This is a genomic window from Winogradskyella thalassocola, from assembly GCF_900099995.1.
Taxonomy (GTDB): domain Bacteria; phylum Bacteroidota; class Bacteroidia; order Flavobacteriales; family Flavobacteriaceae; genus Winogradskyella; species Winogradskyella thalassocola.
Genome location: NZ_FNCZ01000006.1, coordinates 28,274 through 46,370, shown reverse-complemented (window position 1 = coordinate 46,370; position 18,097 = coordinate 28,274). Strand labels below are relative to the sequence as shown.

Here is an 18,097-nt window from a genome sequence, read left to right as displayed (position 1 = left end):
TAAACAAATTGCACTCAATCAATTAGTTACACATCTATTTATTAAGATTGTAAGTGTAAATGGTATCATCATTTGCTTTATAAAACAAATACCCACCATATTCATCAACTTTGTACTCTGGCTTTTTGTCTTTTAAAAGAATTTCCTTGTCTATTGCACCTGTGTCTTTATTCACTTTTACTAAACCGACGCCACTGTCTAAATTTGTTAAAACGAATTGTGCGTTCTCTGTTGCAGAAGACGCTTTAAAACGCTCAGACATCATTTTAAAAGACGCATCACTAATAGAAGCAAACATGTCTGAAGCACGTTTTGCGTCCCTCCCATAATCATTGTAATTACGCAGATTGTTTGTACTTATTCCATTATTATTCATACCTGCAGCTGCTGCAGTAGATACGGTTGCAACTAAGGAAGCTGCTGCTACCACACCTCCAACAATTTTCATAAAACCGCTTTTTCCTGGCGATTTTTGATAGCTATGATAGATTTCCTTACCGTCTTTATCTAACAACATCATGTTTTGTGATGATCCTATAAAAATATTACCATTTCTTATAGCCATTGCATTCGGAGATTCTTTTTCTTCAAATTTAATATCCGATAATTCAGCAACACTTCCAGTAGCTGCATCAATTGCAAAAATGGTATCATCGGTAGCTATTAAATAACGGTTACTTTCATTATCAAAAGTTGAGGCTACTGAAGCCGACGATTTATATTTTAAAGGCTTGTTCCAAACTTCTTCTCCAGTTTCTAAGTTTACAATATTAGCATCTTCACTTGTAATGTAAATTAAACCTTGAGGCGAATGTGCCATGGTAATAATATTCTCTCCTGTTTTTAATGGTTTTTTAAATAATGGTTTACCATCAAAGGATACTTTGTTGATACCTCCAGAATAAATTCCGAATAATATGCCGTCTTCCATAATGTAAAAATGTTGTACATAACCCTTGGTTTTTGGTGCTTTTTCCCACAAATCCTCTCCAGAAGTAGCACTTAAAAATGCAATTTCAGATTCACTTTTTTGAGAGAATACGCTACCATCACTACCTTCTCCTTTATTACTAACAACGGCAAGACCTTGCGGAAGAATTTCAAATTTTGAAACCACTCCTTGTATCTTTCTATCATCATTCCATAGCTCGTTACCATCTTTACCTATTTTGTGTATTCTGGTATTCTTACCATTATTAACAGATTCAAAACCATAAATTTCAGATTCTGTTTGGTCAGCAACCATCCAATTTACACCCTTAATTTTTGTTTGCCACAAATCGTCCCCATTATGAGATTTAGCCAACAAGCCTTGAGCTGTAGGAATGATTAAAAAATCTTTCAATAACAAAGGTAATCCTGTTATACTAAAATCTTTAGCCATACCAACTCGACCTGGTTTATCTAAAAAGAAACTATAATCTAACTTAGACGTTGCTAAGTCGTAAACGGCAACTTTTGGTGTGATTTTTTCAAACTTATCACCTTCTTTTTGAATACCACTTACGATTAGTTTGTTCTGAGGTAAAACAACATTACACGAATAAATTTGATTCCAGTTATCGCTTTCTGAATTAAAAATTACTCTACCTCTAATATAATCTATTACCGCACGTTTTGTTTTTGTTAAACCTGCAAATTTAGAACCTACACCCTGAGATACAACAACGTAAGGTGAGCCTTGTATAAAATCTGTTTCTTCTGGTTTTAATTTACCAAAATCATTAAAGGTAAAAACAGGCTGACTTTCTGTTGGCTTTATACCAACCAAACCATCGTTCGTTGCCACAACTAACACTCCTCCCATGGTTAGTGTCATTTCATTTATTTTACTTCCTAAATCATAATTATGATCTGGAGTTTCTGCTTTCTGAGCAAACAATAATGTTGTACTCAATAAGAGTACAAGCATTATTAATTTCTGTGAATTTATAAATAGCGCCTTCATAATTTATAAGGTTTGTTTACCTAGATTAAAAGAACCATTGGTAATATTTTTAATAGATTGGTCTCCCCCTACATTTTTACCATTAAACTCAAACGTCCCAATTAATTTAGTATCTGTCTCTTCTGAAATACTGATTGTACCAGCAGCTAAATTCTCGTAAGGTGCTTGCCACAGTTTTGTTTCCGAGTTTAAAGGATTACTTAAATCTACCGTTGTTTCTGAATAAGAAGCCACGTTAACTCCTGTACTCACAGAGCCATCAAAGCTATAAGTACCAACTCCGTCATAACCCAAAATGGTAAACGAAAATGCATTACCATCGCTATTGGTTGCGATAATAATTAGACTTTGCCCGGATGGATTACTGCTTACAGTTGCGGAAGAAGAAATTTCCATAGATTGATAGTTGGTTCCATCTACTTTTGCGGTTAAAGTTCCTGAAGGGGCGTTGCCTCCACTACCTCCGTCGTCATCTTTTGAACATGATGTAAGTGTTACTAATGATACTGTCATTATAAGTAACATGATTTGGTTTAATTTTCTCATTGTTAAATTTTGTATTGATTAATAATGAGACAAATTTGAGAAATAAGACAGAGCGAAAACATACGATGAATTGCGTATATTTCAAAAACAAGACAATAATAAACTGATAATTAACAAGTTAATTATTCCGTAAGTAGAAGAAGTTGCTTTCTAATTTCCGATTTATCTACTTTACCATCGTAGAGTTTATCTACGATATAATTTAAAACGGTACTATTTTCATTTATAGCAACTATAAAAAAGTCTACGATAAAACGAATTAAAATTAATAACATCGCTGTCAAAACTGATCCACTAGAAAAAATAATAAAGAATGATCCTATAATAACCGTAAATTGTTGAATGAAAATTCTGAGATAAGGCTTAAACATTATATCATTTACTTTAAACTTCTCGTACTTTTTAGGTCGCATAAAGTCGAAAATAAACTTTACGAACTGGGTTATAAAAAGCATAGTTATGATAATTGGCATACCATCTAAACGTATAACGATTTGGAAGTTTTCGAGAATATGGAAAGGCTCTTTTATAAAGCTACTGCCACCTAACGCAAATATGGCAAAAACGAAAATCGACTGTATAGCTACAAATCCACCATAATGAATTATAAAGAATATTATTGAAAATGTAATATTAGAGGTCTTATCATTATACTTATAACAATAATACATTTTAACAATATTGAATAGTCCTACAATTAAAGTTTCTAAAAAATATCCGAAGAGAACCGCGTAAGCATCAATCTTTCCTATCGCAACTAATACGATTAGAAAAAACACATTAGCCCAAGCATAGGAATTGGTTTTATTTGGAAAAAAAACACCTTTAAGCATTCACAAATTAAATCATATTCTCCTAAAATTCCTATACGACAAATTTCGTATATGCGACTCTAAAAAGTGATATGTGGAAATTCAGTTTGCAACTTAGCTTTTTTATCTGCTAATTTTTGAAGAAATTTTTGATGTGCCTCAGATGCAAAATTAAACGGTAAATGTTGAAGTCCTTTTTGAATGATTTCGACCTCATCCATCGTTTCAAAGGCAGTTTCCGAAATCCATACCTTCTGAAACTTTCCCCAAATATAACTAATAGCAGTTTGGTTAGGGTGAATCATATCTTCAGTATAAAATCGATAATCGCGAAGCTCATCCATTAGAATTTCATAGGAGGGGAAATAATAGTTTTGATGTCTAGCTTCAATTACATTATGAATTGCAGTAATTAAATGCGCTTTACTTTGCATATTTTCCACAAAACCATCCTTAATATGTCTTACGGGTGAAACTGTAAATAGAAAACTAACTTTTGGATTTACACTTTTAACCAAAGTGATAATGGCTTGAAGTGATTCTGTAATCGCTTCTACTGAAATTAATTCTTTTAAGAATTGCCTTTGTGGCGCTTTATGACAATTGGCAACAATAGTATCCGTCTCTATCGCTCTATAAACCCAAGAGGTGCCTAATGTAATTATGATATGACTCGCTTCCTTTATATGTTGATGAGTGCATTTAATTTGAACATTCAAGTTATCTAACAATTCTACTTTTGAAGCTGAACTTAATTGAGAATGCGCCTCAAAACAATGCCATTGTTCATTTTGAAAAAAGACATCCTCATCAGTATATACTTTTTCATTAATCGCATTGGTGATTAAACTTTCTATTGCTAGTGGTTGAAATAAAATACCAAAAGGATTAACTGTAGACTGAAACTTAAAATAATTAAACTTCTTACTTATATTCTCAGAAAAACATGAACCAAGCAACAACACTTTAGAAGTGTAATCTATTTGATTATGCTGTTGTGGTGTTAGTGGTATTTGTGTTAGTAGTTTCATGTTATATTTTTACACAGAGATTCACGGAGTCTCACGAAGTTTCACAATGAAAGATGAGATCAAGAATTAGCATTATTCTTCATATTAACTAAATGACTAAAGTAAAAAAAAGCTCAAAACTAAAACCTTATTCTCTGCTAGTCTCTGTGTTTTTCCTCTACGAATCTCTGAGTAACTTCTATCTTACAAATAGTTTTTAGCAGCCTCCAAAGCAGCTTCAATCCCATCAGGATTCTTACCTCCCGCAGTGGCAAAGAATGGCTGTCCTCCACCTCCACCTTGGATGTGTTTACCTAATTCTCTAACAATTGTACCAGCATTTAAACCTTTACTTGCCACCAATTCCTTAGAAATGTAACAAGACAAAATGGCCTTTCCATCATTTTCAGCACCAAATATTAAGAATAAATTTTCAAACTGACTTCCTAACTCAAAGCATACATCTTTAACTCCAGAAGCATCTAAATCTAGTTTCTTCGCTAAAAACTGAATGCCGTTAATTTCAGTTAATTCGCTTTTAAGCTCTCCTTTAATATTTTTAGCTTTATCTTTTAAAAGTTCTTCTATTTGCTTTTTTAAGTCGCTATTTTCACCTTGAAGATTTTCTAATGCTTTTACAGGTTCTTTAGCATTATTTAGTAAGCCTTTCATTTCAAGATATGCTGTATTGTTATCAGAAAAATAATCTCTAACCGCTTTATTTGTAATAGCTTCAATACGTCTTATACCTGATGCGACTGCACCTTCTGACACAATTTTAAAATGCCATATATCAGAGGTGTTCTTCACGTGAATTCCACCACACAATTCCATAGAATTACCAAAACGTATGGTTCTAACTGTATCTCCATATTTCTCACCAAATAAAGCCATTGCCCCTTCTTCTAGAGCTTTTTCCATTGGAATATTTCTGTGTTCTTCAAGTGGTAATTTCCCATCTATCCTTGCATTAACAAAATCTTCAATTTCCTGCAATTGCTCTGGTGTGACCTTAGAGAAATGAGAAAAATCGAAACGTAATGATTTTGGTTTTACCAAAGATCCTTTTTGTTCTACATGCTCTCCCAAAACAGTTCGTAAGGCTTGGTGCAATAAATGTGTCGCCGTATGATTGCTAGAAGATAAGGCACGGTGTTCACTGTTGACAACAGCTTTAAAACTTTCGTTTATATGTTCTGGTAAATTTTTACATAAATGGATAATAACATTATTTTCCTTTTTAGTATCTAAGATGTAAACCACATCTCCATGTGTATCTTGTAACACTCCTTTGTCTCCAACTTGCCCTCCTCCTTCAGGATAAAATGGCGTGAGATTAAAGACCAACTGGTACATCTCACCATCCTTTTTTGAGATTACTTTACGGTATCTTGTAATTTTTACATTCGCCTCTAAAGCATCATAACCAATAAATTCTTCAACATCATCTTCTTTTAAAACCGTCCAATCTTCGGTAGAAGTTTCACTTGCCGAACGTGATCTGTTTTTTTGTTTTTGTAATTCTTCGTTGAATCCTTTCTCATCAAGCTTTAAGTTCTTTTCAGATAAAATTAAAGCTGTTAAATCAATAGGAAAACCATAAGTATCATATAATTCAAAAGCTTTTGCACCAGAAACAGTATCTCCTTTTGTGTCCTCAACAATACGATTAAGCAGCAACAAGCCTTGATCCAAAGTTCTTAAAAAGGACGCCTCTTCTTCTTTAATGACATTTTCTATTAATGTTTTTTGAGCTTTCAATTCCGGAAACGCATCTCCCATTTTTTTGCTCAGAACATCTACCAAGCGATAAATGAAAGGTTCCTTTTTATCTAAAAATGTAAATCCGTATCGCACAGCTCTTCGTAAAATTCTACGAATCACATAACCAGAGCCTGTGTTGCTTGGCAATTGACCATCTGCAATAGAAAAAGCGACTGCCCTAACATGATCTGAAATAACTCTGATAGCAACATCTACCGCTTCATCTTTTCCATAATCTTTATTGGTTACAGCGCTGATTTCACGAATAATTGGAGTAAAAACATCCGTATCATAATTAGATTGCACCCCTTGCAACACCATACACAAACGCTCAAATCCCATTCCTGTATCGATATGCTTATTTGGCAATGCTTCTAAAGAACCATTAGCTTTTCTATTGAATTCCATAAAAACCAAATTCCATACTTCAACCACATGTGGATGATCCATGTTAATCAGCGTCTTTCCATCAACCTTTGCTTTTTCTTCCGCTGAACGAATATCTACATGGATTTCACTGCAAGGTCCACAAGGTCCTTGATCTCCCATTTCCCAGAAATTGTCTTTTTTGTTCCCTTTAAGAATTCGGTCTTCAGAAATATATTGCTTCCAAATATCGTAAGCTTCCATATCCATTTCAAGGTTGTCGTCATCATCACTACCTTCAAAAACAGTTACATAAAGTATATCTTTATCAATACCATAAACCTCGGTTAGCAACTCCCAAGCCCAAGCAATGGCTTCTTTTTTAAAATAATCACCAAAACTCCAATTACCTAACATTTCGAACAACGTGTGGTGATACGTATCGTAACCCACTTCTTCTAGATCGTTATGCTTACCTGAAACACGTAAACACTTTTGCGAATCTGTAATTCTATTTTTCTTTGGTTCTGCATTTCCTAAAAAGTACTCTTTAAAAGGTGCCATTCCAGAATTAACAAACATTAATGTTGGATCGTCCTTTAATACCATTGGTGCAGAAGGAACAATAAGATGCTGTTTTCCTTCAAAGAAATTCAAAAATTTAGATCGTATGTCTTGAGACTTCATATATTTAAATTAGAGCTTGTGTTATTAAATTAGCGCAAATGCAAAACATTTTTTTATCTTTACTCACCAATTTTTTATTTTAAATTTTGGTGTATGTGAACCTACAAATTATTCACAATAAAATACAATGTAATATTATTTTTGTAGGTTTGAACGTTACGCTAGTATAAGCCACTTGCTTTGTGCGCTTATTTGCTGCAAAAATAGCATAAATTCAAACATGGCTAAAGTAAAATATTATTATGATTCTGAAACGCTTTCTTATCGCAAAATAAAGCGTAATAAATCGACAACCTTTAAATATGTCGCTGTATTTTTAACTGCTGCTGCGCTATTTGGTTTTTTAATGGTTTTTATTGCTAGTCAATATATTGAGTCCCCAAAAGAGCGACAAATGGCTAGGGAACTACAAAATATGGAATTGCAATACGAGTTGATAAACAAACGTATGGATGATGCCATCGCTGCGCTAGAAAATGTTGAAGAACGCGACAATGCCATTTACCGACTTTATTTTGAAGCCAACCCAATACCTACCGAGCAACGAAGAGCTGGTTTTGGTGGTATTAACCGTTATAAAAAATACGAAGGTTTTGATAACAGTAAATTAATAGCAGAAAGTAATAAGCGCTTAGATATTTTAGAAAAAGCTATTGTGGTACAGTCTAAATCATTAGATGAAATCGCAAAATTAGCAGAAGATAAAGAGAAATTCTTAGAAGCTATACCCGCTATTCAACCTATTAGTAATGAGAACATGACACGTATGGCGTCTGGTTATGGGTATAGAACTGACCCGTTTACAAAGGTTAGAAAATTTCATTACGGAATGGATTTTACAGCACCTCGTGGCACTCCTATTTATGCTTCAGGAGATGGGGTTATAACACGTGCAGACAGCCAATCTACAGGGTATGGAAATCACATTAGAATAGATCATGGTTATGGCTATATTTCTTTATATGGACATTTATACAAGTACAACGTCAAAGTAAATCAACGTGTAAAACGTGGTGATTTAATTGGTTTTGTAGGAAGTACAGGTCGGTCTGAAGCTCCACATTTGCATTACGAAGTTTTTAAAGATGGTGAACGTATAAATCCTATCAATTTTTATTATGGTAACTTATCTGCCGAAGAATATGATATCTTGCTAAGAAAAGCATCATTAGAAAACCAATCCCTCGATTAAGATGTATATAGATCTACCAGAAAAACGTTATTACGGTATTGGAGAAGTGGCCAAAGCCTTTAAGGTAAATGCATCCTTAATTCGGTTTTGGGAAAAGGAATTTGATGTTTTAAAACCAAAGAAAAACGCTAAAGGGAATAGAAAATTTACTCCGGAAGACATTAAAAATCTTAAGTTTATTTACCACTTGGTAAAAGAAAGAGGATTTACTTTAGAAGGTGCTAAAACGCATCTTAAAGAAGAAAAGAAACAAGCTTTAGAGAAATTTGAAATTATCGAAAAGCTTGAAAGCATAAAAGCACAACTAAACAAAATTAAAACACAACTTTAAAACTAAACTATCATGAAAAAATGGCTAATTCCTGTAATCGTAATTGCAATTATTGCATTTGGAATCTACAATTGGGCAGTAGGATTTAATAATACAGCTGTAACTTATGAAGCAGATGCTAAAACAGCTTGGTCTAATGTAGAAAGTTCTTACCAAAGACGAAATGACCTTATAGGTAATTTGGTTAAAACTGTTCAAGGTGCTGCTGATTTTGAAAAATCAACTTTAACTGCTGTAATAGAAGCTAGAGCAAAAGCTACGTCTACAACCATCGATGCAAGTAATTTAACAGCTGATAACATGGCACAATTCCAACAAGCTCAAAGTGGTTTAAGCGGAGCATTATCAAAATTATTAGTGTCTGTTGAGCGTTATCCTGAATTGAAAGCGAATCAAAATTTCTTAGAACTACAAAGCCAATTAGAAGGTACTGAAAACAGAATTAATATCGCCAGAGATCGCTTCAATGAAAAGGTAAATATTTATGATATCCATACTTCAAAATTTCCAGGGTCAGTTTTAGCTGGTTGGTTTGGTTTTGAAGAAATGCCTAGATATAAAGCAGATCCTGGAAGTGAAAATGCGACTGACGTTAATTTCGACTTTTAATAACATCTAATTATGCCAAATATTGAGCAGTTCCTAACAGCGAAGGAAGAAGCCGAAATTGTTGAAGCTATTAGAATTGCTGAAGGCAAAACCTCTGGTGAAATTCGTGTACATATAGAACAGAAATGTGATATTGATGTCTACGAACATGCCTTAGAAGTATTTCATTTTTTAAAAATGGATAATACCATTCAACGAAATGGCGTGCTTATCTATGTTGCGGTAGATAATAGATCTTTTGTGATTTTTGGAGACCAAGGTATCAACAATATTGTAGGTGCTGATTTTTGGAATTCTACACGCGATAAAATTTCTAGTCAGTTTAAGTCAGGCCGTTTTAAACAAGGTTTAATTGATGGTATTCAGGAGGCTGGCAAAGCATTATCTCAACATTTTCCTTGGGATCATAATGACAAAGATGAATTGGACAATACAATTTCAAAAGGATAATGCAAAACATGAAATACACAATGTTTAAGATTTTAATGGTACTATTTTTGGCGACTCCTTTTATTGGATTCGCACAGTATGATATTCCAGAAAAACCAAAGTCTCAAACTAGTGTTTATGATGATGATATTAATTTATTATCTCCTTCTGAAAAAATCAGTTTAGAACAAAAACTTATCCGGTATTCGGATTCTACATCAACACAAATTGTGGTCGCAATCATTGGTTCTACCAACGGTGAATACATCAATTATTTAGGAGCACAATGGGGAGAAGCATGGGGCATTGGCCAAGCTGATAAAGACAACGGTATTTTTATTCTTTTAGCTCGAAGCGATCGAAAAATCAATATCAGCACTGGTAAAGGTGTTGAACACTTACTAACGGATGCCTTAAGTAAGCGTATTATAAATAATGACATTATTCCTTACTTTAAAAAAAATGATTATTACGGTGGATTAAACCGTGCTACAGATGTTATTTTTGAAGTAATGACTGGTGAATACAAAGGCACACGACAAACCGAAAACGGATTCCCAACTGAAGTTATCTTTTTCCTATTTATCATTTTCATCATTTTTATAATCGCCATTTCTAAAACTCGTGGAGGAGGAAATGGAGGTAATAGAGGAAATCGCGCTGGAAGCGGAGGACTTCTCGAAGCTATTATTTTAAGTAATATGGGACGTGGAAGTTATTCTAGAGGGTCATCTTCAGGTGGCTTTGGCGGCAGCTCTGGAGGAGGCTTCGGAGGTGGAGGTGGTTTTGGCGGAGGCTTTGGTGGCGGAAGCTTTGGAGGTGGTGGAGCTTCAGGTGGCTGGTAATCCTCTAGTTTTAAGTCTAATTTTTACTCTTAGTAACCAGTAGGATTTATTTCAATTTAAAAATTTAGTCATGCGATTAAAATTCTTCTTTCAACTTACAATGGTCTGCATCTTGTTTTTGAATTGTAAAGAAACAAAGACTGATATTGAAACGGTACCTTCGTATATTCCTTTAAACCCATCTCAAGAACGAGTTGTGGATTTAGCTAATTTATTTTCAAACGCTGAAAGCGATTCATTAGCTTATAAAATTATTGGATACGAAAAACGCACCACAAATCAAATTGCAATTCTAACTATAGATTCATTACCTCCAAACACAACGATTCAACATTTTGGAACTGAAGTTGGTGAAAATTGGGGAGTTGGCACAAAAGAAAAAGACAACGGTTTACTCATCACAATTTCTAATCATGATAGAAAAATCGCAATTTCAACAGGGATTGGAACAGAGCAAACCATTTCTGATTACGAGTGTAAAGTTATAATTGATAGCATAATGATTCCTCCGTTTAGAACCAACAACTATTATAAGGGTGTAGATAAAGCTTTAGATTCTATAATGCTACTTTGGGATTAATCAAAAAAGATAATATCTCCATCTCCTGCTTCACCTTTACTTCCTAAGCTATTAAACTTATAACTTAAGCTTAGCATAAAGTATCGTCTTAAAACAGTACTTTGTTTGTCCTCAATATAATCTTGCGTCGCTAAACGTCTTGCATTGGTATTCTGATTTAATAAATCATAAACTTTTAGCGTAATAACTGCCTTATCATTCAATAAACTATACGCTAATGTTGAGTTCCAAAACCATGCGCTTTTCTGAAAATCATCAGCCACATTAGGATTGTAATTAAATCTAATATCATTTCTCCATTCTAAGTTCTTAGGCAAAAATGTTGCTGTTCTTAAACCTGCATTATGACTTGTAAATTCTCTATCTTCAAAAGCAGCAATATCATACGCATTATTAGTAAAGTTTAATTCGTAATAGGGCTTAAACTCCATTACTTTATCCCAAATAAAATCTACACCAAGTCTCGGCGACATCGTTTGAACCTGACTCGCATATTTAACATCGTTATTAAAATTGATTCTTTCCGAAAAATTATAACGCGCTCTAAATTGTAACTTAATAGTTCTTAATGTATCTAGTTTTATGTCTTTAGTATAATTACCAGAAACACCATAGCTATAATTACCATCTACATTTTCATAAGTTGTTGTTCGCTTTAAGGTTTCAGGATCGACACTAGTTTTAGAAACAACTTGATTATTGGTAAGACTTGCATTGAAGTTAGCATAAAAACCTGTTCGTTTTTGCCAATCAAATCCATTATAACCTGCGTAAATACCATGCCTGTTTGACGGTTCTAAATTTGGATTTCCAATAATGGTCTGCAATGGATTAGACACATCCTCAAAGGCTTGTAATTGACGTAATCCTGGTGGATTGTTATCTAACCAATAACTCGCGTAAATTGAGGCTTTAGGACTAAATCTATAATTAAGTCTATAATTAGCCTCTATGTTCTCAAATTTTCGTTCTACATTAAATTGTGGTCTTAATAAATCTTCATTTTTTAAAGTACGCATGTTATAACCAATATTAAAACGGGTATAAAACTTTTCTCCGTTATAGGTTAATCCAAACATCGGTATACTTCTAGAATCTGTATATTGAAAATCAGTGCTTAAATCCGTACTAAAATCTGTAAAATCTTGTGTGCTGTTATTAAAGTCAAAAGTACTTTCTTTACTTTTATCTTTATCGCGAGCATATTCGTATTCAAAATTTAAAAACAACTTTTTCGCTATTATTGGCAATCGATAAGATAACTCTGTAGATATACCATAACTATTCTTTTCGCCGTCTGTATATTGATTACGATCAATCAGTTCTGGGTTAGCTCCAAACACTTCAGTATTTGAACTTAAGAAATCATCACTATCTTGCTGATTAACACTAGTTTCTAATTCTGCTTTAATAAAAGCTCCTTTCTTACCAAAACGCTTTGTTGCAGAAATCTGATTAGAAAATTCTCTCGCAGAACTTTCTACATTAGAGTTAACTTCAGATTGATTTGTTAATAGCCTATCTTCATCTAAAGTTTCTTCGTCACTGTAATAGCGTGTTCTTGATTTAGAATACCCAAACGACGGTTCAATACTAATCATAAACGTAGAATCCGTTTCTATTTCAAATTCTAAATTCACCGAATGGTTATCGGTATCATTATCTGATCTTGAATTTGAATTTGTAAAAAAACGTGAATCTGATAAAATCGTTTCACGTTGTGATGAGGATTCATTTTCAGAATTACTAGACGCATAAAAATAATCTGCTGCTACATCTGTATTTTCGCCAATAACGTCGGCATAGTTAACACCTGCATTTTGAGACGTGGTAATTCCCTCTCCCCCACCAAAAGAACGTCCTCCTAAAGAAAATGAGCCATTGCTATTAAATGAAACCCCACCTCCATTACCAAACATTTTAGAAATCTCACCAAAGCTAAAACCTGGCGTATTGGTATTGTTACCACCGGCAAGGACACTCACTCTTCTGTCATTGTCAAATAGATTAACCATACCTGCAAATTCGTAACGTTCGTCAGTTCCTGCACCAGCAGAAACACGTCCAAAAACTCCTTTGTTATTTTCTTCTTTAATAGTTAGGTTAATGGTTTTGTTTTCATCCTTACTTTTTTCACCCGTAAAGGCTTCCGATTTGGTTTTCGTATCTACAATCTGAATTTTCTCAATAATATCCTTAGTTAAATTCTTAGTTGTAATTGTTGGATCATTACCAAAAAACGGCTTTCCGTTCACCAAAATTTTATTGACACTTTTTCCATTAACTGTAATGTTACCTTCTTCATCAACTTCTACACCAGGCAATTGTTTTAGTAAATCTTCAACGTTGGCGTCTTTTTTAGTCTTAAACGATTTTACATTAAATTCTAAAGTATCTTTTTTAATGGTTATAGGTGCTGTAGATTTTACCAAAACTTCACCAAGTTGGTTATCTAAAGACATTGCTATTGTACCAAGATCTATAATCTCTTTATCTATTGTTATTTTCTTAAAATACGTTCTATAGCCAACATATGAGACGTAGAAATTTAAATCTTTATCATAGGTTGAATTTTCTATTTTAAACTTCCCATCTTTATCAGAAATGGTATAAGCTACTACCGAACTGTCTTTTACACGCTCTAAATAAACGGTTGCAGACTCCAAAGGCTGTTCTGTATCTTCAGCTTTTAAGGTTCCTATAATTTCGAATGATTTTTCTTGGGAAAATGATTGTAATGCAAATAAAACTGCAAAAACTAGAATTAGTTTTTTCATGTGATTGATTGGTTGATTGATGATTAGCGATTTAAAAACGCAAGAAAGCTAGAAATCGTATGAAATTTCTTAAAATTATTATAAAATTATCGTTTTAGTGTAAAATGACCTTTAAAAGTTCTGCCATCTAGGAATTCTGAAACAAACCAATAATCGTCCGTTGGCAGTAATTCTCCGTTGCTTGTTCCATCCCAATTTTGGTTTGTAGAATTTATGATAGCCACTAGTTTTCCATAGCGATTAAATATCTCTATACGCACTGTAGCTGATAATTCTGAAGTAAACCCTTTAACTTGCCAAGTATCATTTACGGTATCTCCATTAGGCGTGAAGAACTTTGGAAATCCTAAAACAGAAATATCCATTGCTACAATTCCGCAATCCGCTTTTAAATCTTTAACATATACAGAATGAATTCCTGCTGGTACATTTTCAAAAGTATTTGAATCTTGATATATACCGTTTTCTTCATCTAAAGCATACACATAATCTCCATCTCCTGAAACCAACACTGATATCGTATTATTTTCGGTTAAATCTGTGATTTCAATCGTTTCAAAAGTTGCAGTATCTGATGGCAACACTGTAATCGTTCTCGTGTTAGTACAACCGAAAGGTTTTGTGACCTCCACAGTATAAGTACCTGGCTCATTCACTTCAATGGTCATTGTAGTTTCTCCTGTGGACCAATTATAATAAAAGTTGTTCGGGATATCATTAACAATTCCACCTTCCAAAGTCACCGTTTCAGGAAAACTATTTAAGCAATAATAAATGGATTCATCTTGCAGTAGATTTGGTAAATTTTCAACATTTAAGACCACCTCTGTAATACTATAGCAACTCCCATTCTGTTCTAACCTCGCAAAAATGGTTTGATTATAAGCTTCCGTATTAGTGAAATTAGTATTCAATTCATTCTCTTGAAGTAAGGCGTCACTATAAGTCTCATAATAACCGAGAACGATAACATCTGACGCTAAAGAATTTAAAATTTGACTTTCGGCAAGAGTTAAATCAAAACTAACCAAACCCGTTTCGTCCAAATTATCGCATTCAATTAAAAGCGCATAATTTGAAACGTTTGTATTTACAGACAATACTACTTCTGCTGTGGCACTGCAATTTGTACTCGTATTTCTGACCTGAGCATAAACCACCTGATTATTAGAAATATTGGTGTAATTATCATCATTTATAGGTATGCTAAAATCCATCGATTCAAAAAAACGAACCTCTAAATTCGTTAAACCACCATTTACAATGATATCATTATAGGCGCTAAGATTAAAATTAGATAGACCATCCATAACCTCATCTTCACATTGGCTAATAGTGATATCATTAACATTAGGAATCTCATTAATGGTTACCGTGATAGGATACCTTTCTAAGTTCGTAGTACACCCTTGCACAATTGGCAATAACCAATACGTAGTTGTTGTATTAATTTGCACGTCGTAAATAGACCCTACGTGAATCGGAGTCGTTGAAGATGGCGTCTCATACCACCAAACATCTGGAGTTGAAGCCCCTGCATATAAGATAAAAGTACCTGTTCCACAAACCGTTATATCATTATTTAAAACTCTTGGCATAACAAGTGTACTACTTGCTGACAGACTAATATCAGGCTCATTAGGTAAACCCCCATATTCCACAATATAACCTTGAGGATGATAAGCGCTACTCACATTGGTGTCTCCGGTATTAGCTAAATCATTCCATGCACCTAAAATACCAACTGATGAATCGGTTATATGCGCATAATCCTCATTACCTGCATTATTGGGTTCATTATAATTCCAAAAAGAAAACGCGTTATTTGGTGCATTTCCATTTACACTACCTTGCCAAAACACTGTTCCGGCTTCTGGTCCTGTAACCCATTTCCATGTGCCTTCAGTTTCAGCATCAGAACCTCCAATCCAACCCGCACCTGCACTTTGCTCTCCTGCCAATTGTGATTCTTCTTCTGATGTTAACGTTGCCAAATAGCCTTGTAAACCAAAATAAGTCTGTGTTGCAGCCGCATCTCTCGCTTCCGTCCAAGTAATTCCAGAATCAGATACGTAAAAATAATAATGTCCTGTACTTGGTAAGTAATTAGCGTCTCCTAAATTGATTGAAAACTGTCTGTCTTGAGTGAATGTTGTTTGTGTTGTTTGAAAAACCACATTTTCGATAGCATTATCAAACTCAGCAAAAGTTGCTGGTCCTGATAGCGTTAAAATTCCTTCTGATGCATTCCAACTGGATGTAATATTAGGATTTACACCAATTAACTCTAAGGTATCTTGTCCGTTTTGATATCCTTCAGATATTTGCACAAAAATCTCAGATAATGAGGTGTCTTCAGGATTAGGATCGGTAATAGAGACAGAAGTTACTATTGGTACTTGTGATTGCGGACAATATACCTGCCCTCCCGAAACATTAATTTCAGGAGGAAGGTTTTGTGAAAATCCATAGCAATGGCATAACCAAAGGCATAAGATAAAAATACAGTACTTTATTCTTTTCATAAAAAGTTAAAGCTACTATTTTTTTCTCATGTAAACACTTATTGGAACACCATTAAAATCAAATTGATCTCTCAGTTTATTTTCTAAAAAACGCTTGTAAGGCTCCTTAACGTATTGTGGTAAATTACAGAAAAATGCAAATTGTGGTTGCGGAGTTGGCAACTGCATAATGTATTTTATTTTAACAAATTTACCTTTGTTGGCAGGAGGTGGCTGATGCTCTATGATTGGTAATAAAGCTTCGTTAAGCACACTCGTTTTAATTTTTTTAGTTCTATTTTTATAAACTTCAACAGCTGTTTCAATAGCCTTAAAAATACGTTGCTTATTTAATACTGAAATAAAAACGATAGGCACATCTGTAAAAGGCGCAATTTCTTGTCTAATATGCTGCTCAAATTCTTTAGCTGTTTTAGTGTCTTTATCAACTAAATCCCATTTATTTACAAGAATCACAATACCTTTTCTATTGCGCTCGGCTAACCAGAATATATTTTGAACTTGTCCGTCAAATCCACGAGTAGCATCTAATACCAATAAGCAAACATCACTATGTTCTATTGCTCTCACACTACGCATTACAGAATAAAACTCTAAATCGTCTTTAACTTTAGTTTTACGACGTATACCTGCCGTATCCACTAAATTAAATTCAAATCCAAAACGGTTATATTTGGTATCAATAGAATCGCGTGTGGTACCAGCAATATCAGTCACGATATAGCGATCCTCACCAATTAACGCATTAATAAAAGATGATTTTCCTGCATTAGGTCTTCCCACAACTGCGAAACGAGGTAATTGATCTTCCTCTACCTCTTCTTTTTCTGGTAACGCCTCAACAACAGCATCTAATAAATCTCCTGTTCCACTTCCGTTGATACTTGCAATAGCGAAATAATCACCTAAACCAAGTGAATAAAACTCTACAGCATCTTCTAAGCGCTTATTGTTATCCACTTTATTAACGACTAAAAAGACTGGCTTTTTTACTTTTCGTAATAAGTGAGCGACATCTTCATCCATGCCAGTTACGCCAGATTCAACATCGACCATAAAAATTATAGCATCCGCTTCGTCAATAGCTAATTCTACTTGCTTATCTATTTCTGCTTCAAAAACATCGTCACTTCCAACGACATATCCACCCGTATCAATTAAAGAAAACTCTTTACCATTCCAATCTGTTTTACCGTAATGACGATCTCTTGTGACGCCACTTACAGCATCAACAATAGCTTCTCGTCTTTTTATTAGACGATTAAAAAATGTCGATTTCCCTACATTAGGGCGACCTACTACAGCTACAATATTGCTCATTGTTTTTATTTTAAGGCTACAAAGATACTATATACTTACGTGTTATGATGAACTATTAAGTAGACTTTTCATAACATAGATCAAAAACATATCAAAGCTAAAAAAAATATCATAAAACAGACACATCACTTTGTTAACATCCTGTTGATAACAAGAAAAAAATTAACGTAAATAGCTTTTATTTTTAGTAATTTTATGGCGTGTATTAAATAGGATTTTATTTACATTTTTTGTAGTATATTAATTAGGTTTCTTTTTCAAGAACAGCCCCTTTCTTATAGGCTTTTTTAGTTTACAAAAAAACGCAAATAAAACACATATAACATCTAAAATACAACACCTTACAATTAAATTTC

General features: G+C 33.8%; 14 protein-coding genes. 6 read left to right on the top strand and 8 right to left on the bottom strand.

Translation table 11 applies throughout. The features are described from left to right. Positions 1-34: 34 nt before the first annotated feature. The 5 genes from BLT80_RS13780 to alaS all read right to left on the bottom strand — a co-directional run bounded on the left by BLT80_RS13780 (position 35) and on the right by alaS (position 7,133). Positions 35-1,948 carry an outer membrane protein assembly factor BamB family protein gene (locus BLT80_RS13780; RefSeq protein ID WP_092468978.1) on the bottom strand — a complete coding sequence of 638 codons (1,914 nt, stop codon included), beginning with the start codon at positions 1,946-1,948 and terminating at the stop codon, positions 35-37. Between the two features lie 3 nt (positions 1,949-1,951). Then, positions 1,952-2,461: a DUF6252 domain-containing protein gene (locus BLT80_RS13775; RefSeq protein WP_139181079.1), complete on the bottom strand. Its 510-nt coding sequence runs from the start codon at positions 2,459-2,461 to the stop codon at positions 1,952-1,954. 155 nt (positions 2,462-2,616) lie between these two features. Then, positions 2,617-3,327 carry a DUF6498-containing protein gene (locus BLT80_RS13770; RefSeq protein WP_092468974.1) on the bottom strand — a complete coding sequence of 237 codons (711 nt, stop codon included), beginning with the start codon at positions 3,325-3,327 and terminating at the stop codon, positions 2,617-2,619. A gap of 59 nt (positions 3,328-3,386) precedes the next feature. Next, positions 3,387-4,337, bottom strand: coding sequence for a GSCFA domain-containing protein (locus tag BLT80_RS13765; protein ID WP_092468972.1), 951 nt, complete (start codon positions 4,335-4,337; stop codon positions 3,387-3,389). A gap of 183 nt (positions 4,338-4,520) precedes the next feature. After that, positions 4,521-7,133 carry an alanine--tRNA ligase gene (gene alaS, locus BLT80_RS13760; protein ID WP_092468970.1) on the bottom strand — a complete coding sequence of 871 codons (2,613 nt, stop codon included), beginning with the start codon at positions 7,131-7,133 and terminating at the stop codon, positions 4,521-4,523. A 220-nt stretch (positions 7,134-7,353) separates the two neighbouring features. Here alaS and BLT80_RS13755 point away from each other — a divergent pair, with 220 nt between their 5' ends. From BLT80_RS13755 to BLT80_RS13730, 6 genes are all read left to right on the top strand, one after another. After that, positions 7,354-8,325 carry a M23 family metallopeptidase gene (locus BLT80_RS13755; RefSeq protein WP_092468968.1) on the top strand — a complete coding sequence of 324 codons (972 nt, stop codon included), beginning with the start codon at positions 7,354-7,356 and terminating at the stop codon, positions 8,323-8,325. 1 nt (position 8,326) lies between these two features. After that, positions 8,327-8,656, top strand: a complete 330-nt coding sequence (locus BLT80_RS13750) for a MerR family transcriptional regulator (RefSeq protein ID WP_092468966.1) — start codon at positions 8,327-8,329, stop codon at positions 8,654-8,656. 12 nt (positions 8,657-8,668) lie between these two features. Continuing rightward, positions 8,669-9,265: a LemA family protein gene (locus tag BLT80_RS13745; RefSeq protein ID WP_092468964.1), complete on the top strand. Its 597-nt coding sequence runs from the start codon at positions 8,669-8,671 to the stop codon at positions 9,263-9,265. 12 nt (positions 9,266-9,277) lie between these two features. Next, on the top strand, positions 9,278-9,715 hold the full coding sequence (locus BLT80_RS13740; RefSeq protein WP_092468962.1) for a TPM domain-containing protein: 438 nt from the start codon (positions 9,278-9,280) through the stop codon (positions 9,713-9,715). Between the two features lie 8 nt (positions 9,716-9,723). Then, positions 9,724-10,539 (top strand): TPM domain-containing protein, encoded by an 816-nt coding sequence (locus BLT80_RS13735; protein WP_092469255.1) that lies wholly within the window; start codon positions 9,724-9,726, stop codon positions 10,537-10,539. A gap of 70 nt (positions 10,540-10,609) precedes the next feature. Next, positions 10,610-11,119, top strand: a complete 510-nt coding sequence (locus BLT80_RS13730; RefSeq protein ID WP_092468960.1) for a TPM domain-containing protein — start codon at positions 10,610-10,612, stop codon at positions 11,117-11,119. Here BLT80_RS13730 and BLT80_RS13725 read toward each other — a convergent pair. The 3 genes from BLT80_RS13725 to der form a co-directional block, all read right to left on the bottom strand. Beyond that, positions 11,116-13,896, bottom strand: coding sequence for an outer membrane beta-barrel protein (locus BLT80_RS13725; protein ID WP_092468958.1), 2,781 nt, complete (start codon positions 13,894-13,896; stop codon positions 11,116-11,118). The genes BLT80_RS13730 and BLT80_RS13725 overlap by 4 nt on opposite strands. Positions 13,897-13,982: 86 nt before the next feature. Further along, entirely contained in the window at positions 13,983-16,421 is a 2,439-nt protein-coding gene (locus BLT80_RS13720) for a T9SS type B sorting domain-containing protein (protein ID WP_092468956.1), read from the bottom strand. 15 nt (positions 16,422-16,436) lie between these two features. Then, positions 16,437-17,741 (bottom strand): ribosome biogenesis GTPase Der, encoded by a 1,305-nt coding sequence (der, locus tag BLT80_RS13715; RefSeq protein WP_092468954.1) that lies wholly within the window; start codon positions 17,739-17,741, stop codon positions 16,437-16,439. Positions 17,742-18,097 lie beyond the last annotated feature (356 nt).